This window comes from Janthinobacterium sp. HH104 (genome assembly GCF_001758715.1).
Lineage (GTDB): Bacteria > Pseudomonadota > Gammaproteobacteria > Burkholderiales > Burkholderiaceae_D > Janthinobacterium > Janthinobacterium aestuarii.
On sequence record NZ_LRIB01000041.1, the window covers coordinates 189,684 to 196,757 of the forward strand.

Sequence of the window (7,074 nt, forward strand, 5' to 3'; positions counted from 1 at the left end):
ACTGCCTCAAAACGCTGCTTCAGCAGCTTCTGCTCCAACCATCCCCCAGGCATCCTGTTTGACTCTTTCATTATAGCCAGCTATGAAATAACCATGGCATCAAGCGCAGCGACGTGCCGAATGCAGATGAGAGAGGAGAAACGTCAGCGACTGCCATGCAAGATTGGTGTTGCTGCACGTTATGATGCATACTACCTTAAAACAATCTCCATACATTTAGACAAAATGTCCCAGTTGAAAACCATACAAGATGAGCATTTGACTACCTGGTTGCCGCGATTGCTGGCGCACGGGGGGCCACGTTTTTTGCAGATTGCCGACGCCTTGCAGGCGGCGGTGGCAGATGGATCGTTGACACCGGGCGACCGTCTGCCTCCGCAGCGCCACCTGGCAGCACAGCTGGACGTCGATCTGACGACGATCACGCGCGCCTACGACGAAGCCAGGCGCCGCAACTTGCTGGAGGGCCGCGGCGCCCGCGGCACGTATGTTGCGGCGCCGAAAGTCGAATTGACCGCTATCCTCGACCTCTCCATGAATACCCCGCCACCGCCCGATGGCGTGGACTTCGATGACATGCTGAAACAAGGTTTGTCTCAGGTATTGATGCGAGCAGACAATGAGTTACTGATGACTTACCACTTGGGCGGAGGAAGCGACTCCGACCGTCAGGCTGGCGCCAAATGGCTGGCACCGATGTTTGGACATCTGGATTCTCGACAGGTTGTCGTCTGTCCCGGTGCGCAAGCGGCAATCGCCGCACTGATCCTTGCGCTGACGGAACCTGGCGATGTCATCCTGGCAGAACCGACGAGTTATCCCGGCTTGCGTGCCGCAGCGACCCAATTCGGCCGGCACGTCATTGCCGTGGAAGCGGACAAGCACGGGATGCTGCCCGAGATGCTTGAGCAAGCATGCAGCCAGCACAAGCCCCGGCTGGCCTACCTCAATCCGACATTACAGAATCCGACCGCCATCACCATGCCGGAACGCCGGCGCAAGGAGCTCGCCAGCATCGCGCAGCGCTGCAATGTACGCATCGTCGAGGACGATCCCTACTGGCTGCTTGCCGATGCCCCGCCGCCGCCTGTCGCCACGTTTGCCCCGGAACAGGTGGTCTACATTTCCACCCTGTCAAAATGCCTGACGCCCGGCTTGCGTGTCGCCTTCGTGCTGATACGCGACCCATACGAACGCGAACGCTTCCTGGTCGCGCTCAGATCATTTGCGCTGATGGTCGCTCCTTTGACGGCCGCACTGGCCACGCAGTGGATACTCGACGGTTCGGCTGACGGATTGCTGGCAGGCGTACGCAAGGAGGCGCGCCTGCGCCACCGGATGGCCCGCGATATTCTGGCGGGACGCTACAGCGGCGCTGGAGATGGCCTGCATGTATGGCTCGAGTTGCCGGCATATTGGAACTCATCACAACTTGCGCATGCAGCCGCCAGCTACGGCATCGCAGTCACGCCGGCGGAGGCATTCGCCACTGGCAGCGTATCCGTGAATGCCATTCGTATCTCTTTGGGCAGCATCAAGGACCGTGGACGCTTGCAGGCGGGTCTGCAACGACTGTCTCATCTGCTTGCGCGGCGACCCGAATCGTTTAGTGCTGCTGTGGTTTAAGTGTTTGCTGGCCGGTGTCAGTTCTTGGTCAGTTTGAGCTAGTCCGGCTTTCAGACATGGACCAATGCATTGGGCGCTGTGGAAGCTGGCGCAGCCGAAAAGCTGATTAGAACCACGAAACGCACGCCTGCGGCGCGCGGGCTGCCGCACAGCGGCAGCAGATGGAGGATTCGGGGCGGGCTGGGCCGGTAGGCCCAGCCCGCCCCGAATCTCACACGCAGGGCGCGCAGGCGCCCTGCTCGCTTCCTCCAGGCAATAAAAAACCGCCCGAAGGCGGTTTCTTTATTCCTGGCGGAAGCGGTGTAATGCGAATATCTAGGTTTTATGCAGCTTTCAAGACACCATACTCCAACCGTACCTACCATACTACCTACGCATAAAGATCGCTACAAGAAGTCTTGTATACCTGCACCAACCATCATCACCGGGGCGACATGCTGCAGCTCAACTACGGCGGCGTGGCCGCCGGCTGCCAGGTCACCGTGCTGATCGATCAATTACAGCGGCTGGCTGACTGGGCATCATCAGGCACCCACTACTTCCGTACCAAGGCGGATGAAGAACCATCAGTAATAATCTCCCCAACCGCCGACTCGGAAAGAGACTGATATACATTAATCAACATTTCGCAATCTAGCATGCAATAAACCGAAACGGCATGCCATTGCATAATTTCTTTCCAAATAGCAATTAGGTACCTATGCAACAGTATTTTCAGTACAAAAAAATATTCTTTTTTTGTGCAATATTAATAATATGTGTTTTTATTTTAGCAATCATTCGAAATTTATGCCCGTATAGTAGAAACGGGCTATCTAAGTGAAAGTAGCGATATAAAAATATAACATTGATAACTGTTAGTATTAGTGATAATTTGTCATCGCAACATGGTTTTTTGAAACATTAATCGCTTTTCAGGGGAGATCAAGATGAAACTAAAGTCACTCATCGCAGTGGCAGTACTGAGCGCTGCTTCCATCGGTAGCGCCAACGCTACCGCCTACACCGTCAACCTCGTTAACACCACCGGCAATCTGTGGACCAGCGGCTTCAGCGCCGTGCCCAGCCCGCTCGGCGACTTCACCGATACCTTCACGTTCACACCGAACGCGACCTTCGGTTCCACCGCGCAAGCCTTCCTGGCCAACCTGTCCGTCACGGGTTCGGACAGTTCCTCCATCCAATTCACCAGCGCCGACCTGAACGGCATTGGACTGACCGGCTTTGGCGGCCCCACCGTCTTTGGCTATGCCCAAGGTGAGATACTCGCACCAACGAGCATCCTGTTCAATGGCCCGCTGGTCTTGACCGTGATGGGGAATACCAAGGGCGGCAGCTATGGCGGCGTCTTCAACCTGAACCTGGCTCCTGTTCCTGAACCGGAAACCTATGGCATGCTCTTGGCTGGCCTGGGCATACTGGGCTTCCTGGCACGGCGTCGGAAACAATCTTGAGTGCTCCTCCAAAAAGACGCTGCGGCGTCTTTTTTGTTCAGATCGACCAAATTGGTTTCCAATTTGCTGGATTTACGTCCAACACCAATACAGAAAATAAAAAAAAGCCCCAAAGTTGGGGACTTTGGAGCTTTAACATAGTATTACGCACGAGCTATTATTACTTTATAGGTCACACGATGGATGATGTCAAGAAAGTCAGATACCGGCTCACGGACTGATGCGTTGGGTCTATGGAAGCTGGATCAGTTGAAAAGCTGATTAGAACCACGACTACCAATCTAGCTACACACGATCATCGGTACATAAAAGTCTTTACGTACCCGTGCCCTCAGCACAACGCGTACAAGAAATAACGTTCGCCTTTGCTATCCGATATCATCGGTGCGGTGAAGTAAATTCATTCGCTGACGCTCCAAGATGACCCTCAACACAACTGTCAGCATGGCGCCGATGTGCGCAGGTGCATTTTCTCTTTGAAATTTGCTACCAATCAAAAGTAATCGGCTTTGAACCTCAACCAAGTCAACACTTGCAACGTTAGCTGCAATCAGGTCACCCAACTCAAGGCCAAGCAAGTTATAAAACTCACGCTCTTGGTCAAACTGTTCCGAATGTCCGTCAGAGACAAGGATATCTGAATTCATTCTTACCTCCTGGAAACCCGGTAAAAAATGCAAATTCAACAACTAAATGACGAGCCGATACTACAATGTTAACGTAAATCGCCGGCATGCTCCGGTCGAGACATAGCCTTATGGCATACAAAGCTATTGATCTATATCAATACTATCGGGTATTTCCGACTTCTTGCAAGCTCGTCAGAACATACTGGGGGCGGTCTTCTTAAGAAGGAAAATCTCATGCAGTTCTCGCATATGCATTGTATGGGTGAGTATGAATACTATTTAACAACAGAACACTGCACGAATGAACTACATCGAGGAGTCATCGTGTTTATGAAAATTGGTGTGCCATGTGCTTTGCTGGATCAATCTGTGACGATCAGCACACCCAGCGCTTTCAGGTCGATTAGAGCTGCTGAAATTGAAGCATCCGCCTACGCGCATGAACTGGTCGTAAGTCAGGCGATTGAGGTTTTTTTCCACTCTGAGACCATGCAACTGACACGTTTGCCGCTGTGACACCAGACTTCATGGAACTTTGCGCAGCAAGAGGGATCTAAGTTCTGACGACTCTGTGAGCTTGCAAAATGTATGAAGTCTACTTATCCGTTGCAGACAAGCACATTTATGAATGGGCCAAGACCAAGACAGGTGACGAAAGCGTCGCAAAGGCCGCGTTTCGAGAACTAGTCGGCTACGAATTTCTCAACCGGCAGCCTTATCAGGTCACAATGTTTTGTAATGACAAGATAATCGCCCAGCACCGTTTTGACAGTCCAGCCGGCAGCTCTTTCGACTGGAGCGGGCAAACGCTGCCCATACATACTGAATGCCCTGAGAACGGCTAATGTAGAAATGTTTAAACCATTTAGTGAGCAAAGAGTCAATTCGTTGATACCAGGCCATACGATTCCGACACTCAGGCGCCGACACTCAACAGGCCGAGTATGTCGCCCAAGTCTGCCGGCTTGACCAAATGATGATCGAAGCCCACGGCCTTAGTCTGCATCCGAGTGGCGTTATCACTCCAGGCAGTGAGGGCAATCATTTTGATGTGCTGGAAGCGAGACGCCTGCCGGAGGGTGGAGGCAACCTCCAAGCCGTTCACGCCAGGCATTCCCAAATCAAGGAAGACCACATCAGGGACAAAGCTATCGGCCGTCTGCAGTGCCTCGGCCCCGCCATATACGGGGACAGCCTCATGACCACACATCACAAGAAATTCCGCGACAAGATCGGCGGCATCACGATTGTCATCAACAATCATGATTCGCAAGGGGGAAAGTTGGTTTGCCATACAGCACCTGCCGTTCATGAAATGCATCCACATGTAGGGACACATATTGAGCCGGCAAGTTCAAGGCGGCTGAAATTTTGAACAGTCAGGGGCGAGGACTGAAGTTAAGATTGCTTGATGGGAATTATACATAACTTTCAGAAAAACATGCATAAAATGAAATAATATCATTGGTTTCCACTGGATCAAAACGCACATTAGTTGCTGACTATACTGTGCTTTTCAATTTCTAAAAATGCTCTAAAATGTAAATTCGAAATTGAATACCTAACATCTTTCTTGACTGAGGCATCAATGGGAAATGACCAAAAATTGCAACATGGTGACTATGAATACCAGATAGTCACCTACAAGAAAGTGAACGGCATGTATCAAGGTATGGTTCTCCTTACCGCTCATTCAGGAATACAGTATTCCCCTATTATTGAAATCCCAACGCCAAGCGTATTTAAGTCAGAGCGTGCGGCACGGATCGAAGCTTCTGCGTTAGCATGTCAGCTCATAGAAACAGGCGGAGTGGTTGCACTTGTGCCACAAGATGGCAAATCCACTTCCTGGCCGAAGGAGTCTCAAACGACTCTTTAACGTCAGTTTCTAGTATGTTCAGTATCACATAGACATGACTCGTGAGGCTGCTATACAGCCCCATCAGTGCGAAAATTCTTCCTTCCCACGGGGAAGCATACAAGTCAGACGAAAACCTCTCAAAGTGCGTCAAAATGCGTCAAAACGCACGCCCCCTCTTCGCCCCGCCGCGCCAGTCCTCATGCGCCTTCGGCCATGGCGCAAATTTGAGTCAAAAGAGCCCTATATAGCGGGCAGGTGTGGAGGGGGGACAACTGCGCGCGCCGGGCCGAAACGGGCCTTTTTCTTACTCCAAGAGCAACATCAATCGTCGGGACGTGAAAAAGCCGCCTCGTGGGCGGCTTGTACGGTGGCTGGGGCGCTCTGGCGCGGCTGGGCTGTCGCGGCCCCACCCTGTCGGCTATCGCGGCGTGGCGGTCATCCTGGGCGGCCGGCGCGGATCATCGCCGCCTGCTCCTTGTCGTAGTCGTCGCGGCAATCCACATCGCAGAACAGCAGCGCGGGCGCCAGCGGCTCGTCGCAGTAGTGGCAGCAGCCATGCGCCATCAGGCCCGGCCGGCGACGCACGGCGGCCAGGCCGCGCGCAACTTCGGCGAAGATGATCTTGTCCGTGTTGTCGATATGGTCGCTCATTGCGCGCCCTCCCCGCCTGTCGCCAGGTCATACGGGGCAAACCTCACCACTTCCACGCCGGCCCACTCGTTGATCGCTTCGAACTGCGCCTGCAGCGGCACCAGCTCATTGCGCGCGAAGACACGCGCGGCCGGCTCCACGGCGCCGAAGCCGCCGGCATTGTTCGGCAGGATGCCCATGAGCTGCGGCGGCACGCGGTGCGCGGCCAGCTGGTCGTCGCGCGTGACGCTCTTGATGTTGAAAAACTCGTCCTTCGCAGCGACGTCCGATACCGGCAGAATCTGGATGCCGTCCTTCTTGCCGTTCGGCGCGTACATGAACAGATTGCGGAAGTTGCCCGGCCCTTTACTGTCGCGCATGGCCTGGCGCAGGTTGTCCACGTCCTGGGTGTTGGCGGCGGCGTCCGTCATGTAGAACACGAAGCCCGCATGCGAGCCGTTCTTGTAGTACTTACGGCGGAACAAGGTGGCCGCCTCATTGAGCCAGGCCGACTGCAGCGCGCTCAGGTACTGCGGCACGCCGTACAGCTCCTGATTCACGTCCGGCTCCATCAGGTGAAACACACGGCCCTTGTCGAACTGGTGCACGGCCTGGTAGCCGTTGACGAAAAAATACGTGTCCAGATCGACGCCGCGCCGCATGTACTTGGCCAGGGCGTGCTGGTATGCCAGCGCCTTGCCGCTGCGGCTGGGCCGGTCTTCCAGGTAGGCATTGCCGAACGTCAGGAAGTCGAGCGCCATGCGCTTGAACGCGTCGCGCGACAGGTACTTGCTGGGAATCAGGGTGGACGCTAGCACGTTGGCCTTGAAGTGGATGGCGCTGCTGTGGTGCACGCCCGCGTTGAACGACTTGG

Annotated in this window: 10 protein-coding genes; 6 read left to right on the forward strand and 4 right to left on the reverse strand. The window is 54.1% G+C overall.

Annotation, left to right across the window (positions count from 1 at the left end; genetic code table 11):
- Window positions 1-225 precede the first annotated feature (225 nt).
- The 3 genes from JAB6_RS19485 to JAB6_RS19490 all read left to right on the forward strand — a co-directional run bounded on the left by JAB6_RS19485 (window position 226) and on the right by JAB6_RS19490 (window position 3,080).
- Window positions 226-1,626 (forward strand): PLP-dependent aminotransferase family protein, encoded by a 1,401-nt coding sequence (locus JAB6_RS19485; protein ID WP_175444576.1) that lies wholly within the window; start codon window positions 226-228, stop codon window positions 1,624-1,626.
- A gap of 398 nt (window positions 1,627-2,024) precedes the next feature.
- Window positions 2,025-2,234 carry a hypothetical protein gene (locus JAB6_RS29050; RefSeq protein WP_139143446.1) on the forward strand — a complete coding sequence of 70 codons (210 nt, stop codon included), beginning with the start codon at window positions 2,025-2,027 and terminating at the stop codon, window positions 2,232-2,234.
- 321 nt (window positions 2,235-2,555) lie between these two features.
- Window positions 2,556-3,080: an FxDxF family PEP-CTERM protein gene (locus JAB6_RS19490; RefSeq protein WP_070304142.1), complete on the forward strand. Its 525-nt coding sequence runs from the start codon at window positions 2,556-2,558 to the stop codon at window positions 3,078-3,080.
- 368 nt (window positions 3,081-3,448) lie between these two features.
- On the opposite strand, the gene JAB6_RS19495 is transcribed toward JAB6_RS19490, so the two are convergent.
- Complete coding sequence (locus JAB6_RS19495) at window positions 3,449-3,727, reverse strand: hypothetical protein (RefSeq protein ID WP_070304143.1); 279 nt, start codon at window positions 3,725-3,727, stop codon at window positions 3,449-3,451.
- Between the two features lie 216 nt (window positions 3,728-3,943).
- Between JAB6_RS19495 and JAB6_RS19500 the strand changes: the two genes are divergently transcribed.
- Entirely contained in the window at window positions 3,944-4,225 is a 282-nt protein-coding gene (locus tag JAB6_RS19500; RefSeq protein ID WP_070304144.1) for a hypothetical protein, read from the forward strand.
- 68 nt (window positions 4,226-4,293) lie between these two features.
- Window positions 4,294-4,554: a hypothetical protein gene (locus tag JAB6_RS19505; protein ID WP_070304145.1), complete on the forward strand. Its 261-nt coding sequence runs from the start codon at window positions 4,294-4,296 to the stop codon at window positions 4,552-4,554.
- A 71-nt stretch (window positions 4,555-4,625) separates the two neighbouring features.
- Here JAB6_RS19505 and JAB6_RS19510 read toward each other — a convergent pair whose 3' ends face one another.
- A complete protein-coding gene (locus tag JAB6_RS19510) occupies window positions 4,626-5,003 on the reverse strand; it encodes a response regulator (RefSeq protein WP_070304166.1) in 378 nt (125 codons plus the stop codon).
- A 294-nt stretch (window positions 5,004-5,297) separates the two neighbouring features.
- On the opposite strand from JAB6_RS19510, the gene JAB6_RS29055 reads away from it, so the two are divergent.
- The gene (locus tag JAB6_RS29055; protein WP_139143447.1) at window positions 5,298-5,588 is read left to right on the forward strand and encodes a hypothetical protein; all 291 of its coding nucleotides are present in this window, start codon (window positions 5,298-5,300) and stop codon (window positions 5,586-5,588) included.
- Between the two features lie 417 nt (window positions 5,589-6,005).
- On the opposite strand, the gene JAB6_RS19515 is transcribed toward JAB6_RS29055, so the two are convergent.
- Window positions 6,006-6,221: a hypothetical protein gene (locus tag JAB6_RS19515; protein WP_070304146.1), complete on the reverse strand. Its 216-nt coding sequence runs from the start codon at window positions 6,219-6,221 to the stop codon at window positions 6,006-6,008.
- Window positions 6,218-7,074, reverse strand: an 857-nt coding sequence (locus JAB6_RS19520; RefSeq protein ID WP_070304147.1) for a phage portal protein, incomplete at its 5' end; no start/stop codon positions are given. The genes JAB6_RS19520 and JAB6_RS19515, both read right to left, overlap by 4 nt.

Bases quoted from the DNA above. Each gene is read 5' to 3' on its own strand.
- JAB6_RS19485 (WP_175444576.1), top strand. From the start codon at position 226: ATGTCCCAGTTGAAAACCATACAAGATGAGCATTTGACTACCTGGTTG.
- JAB6_RS19490 (WP_070304142.1), top strand. From the start codon at position 2,556: ATGAAACTAAAGTCACTCATCGCAGTGGCAGTACTGAGCGCTGCTTCC.
- JAB6_RS19495 (WP_070304143.1), bottom strand. From the start codon at position 3,727: ATGAATTCAGATATCCTTGTCTCTGACGGACATTCGGAACAGTTTGAC.
- JAB6_RS19500 (WP_070304144.1), top strand. From the start codon at position 3,944: ATGCAGTTCTCGCATATGCATTGTATGGGTGAGTATGAATACTATTTA.
- JAB6_RS19505 (WP_070304145.1), top strand. From the start codon at position 4,294: ATGTATGAAGTCTACTTATCCGTTGCAGACAAGCACATTTATGAATGG.
- JAB6_RS19510 (WP_070304166.1), bottom strand. From the start codon at position 5,003: ATGGCAAACCAACTTTCCCCCTTGCGAATCATGATTGTTGATGACAAT.
- JAB6_RS29055 (WP_139143447.1), top strand. From the start codon at position 5,298: ATGGGAAATGACCAAAAATTGCAACATGGTGACTATGAATACCAGATA.
- JAB6_RS19515 (WP_070304146.1), bottom strand. From the start codon at position 6,221: ATGAGCGACCATATCGACAACACGGACAAGATCATCTTCGCCGAAGTT.